The sequence below is a fragment of the Mesorhizobium sp. M7A.F.Ca.AU.002.02.1.1 genome (assembly GCF_003998535.1).
Taxonomy (GTDB): Bacteria; Pseudomonadota; Alphaproteobacteria; order Rhizobiales; family Rhizobiaceae; genus Mesorhizobium; species Mesorhizobium ciceri.
Genome location: NZ_RZPB01001427.1, coordinates 1 through 585 on the forward strand (window position 1 = coordinate 1; position 585 = coordinate 585).

Consider the following 585-nt stretch of genomic DNA (forward strand, 5'->3'; position numbering starts at 1 on the left):
TCACGAAGACAGCGTGCTGCGTGGCCTGGTGCCGGTGCTCGCTACCGGCAAGCCGGCGCTGGTGCGAATTCCCGTTGGCCGTTTCGACATGGCAAGCCGCGCGCTCGATTTCGGCGCCGAGGCGGTCATCGCGCCGATGGTGAACTCGGTTGCCGACGCAAAACTGTTCGCCGCCGCCATGAAATACCCGCCGGTCGGCGAGCGCTCCTGGGGCCCGACCTACGCTTTTCCCCGCCACGGCCAAGGCGACCAGGCCGACTGGCTGCGCGACACCAACCAGCGCACCATGGCCTTCGCCATGGTCGAGACGCGTGCAGCCCTCGATGCGCTCGATGGCATCCTCGACACGCCCGGCATCGACGGCATCTTCCTGGGCCCGTCGGATTTCTCGATCGCCTGGAGCAATGGCGCCACGGTCAATTCGACGCTGGAAAGCATGATGGCGACGGTGGCGCCGGTGGCCGAGCGCACCCGCAAGGCCGGCAAACATGCGGCGATCCACGTTGTCGAGCCGGCAATTGCCGGCCGGGCCGTGTCGATGGGCTCTCGCCTGCTGGCCATGGGCTCGGAGCACGCGCTGCTTTC

Annotated in this window: 1 protein-coding gene; it reads left to right on the forward strand. The window is 67.9% G+C overall.

Annotated features, from left to right (window positions below; genetic code table 11):
* The coding region (locus EN879_RS38150; RefSeq protein WP_127274821.1) for an aldolase/citrate lyase family protein at window positions 1-585 on the forward strand (585 nt) is incomplete at both ends.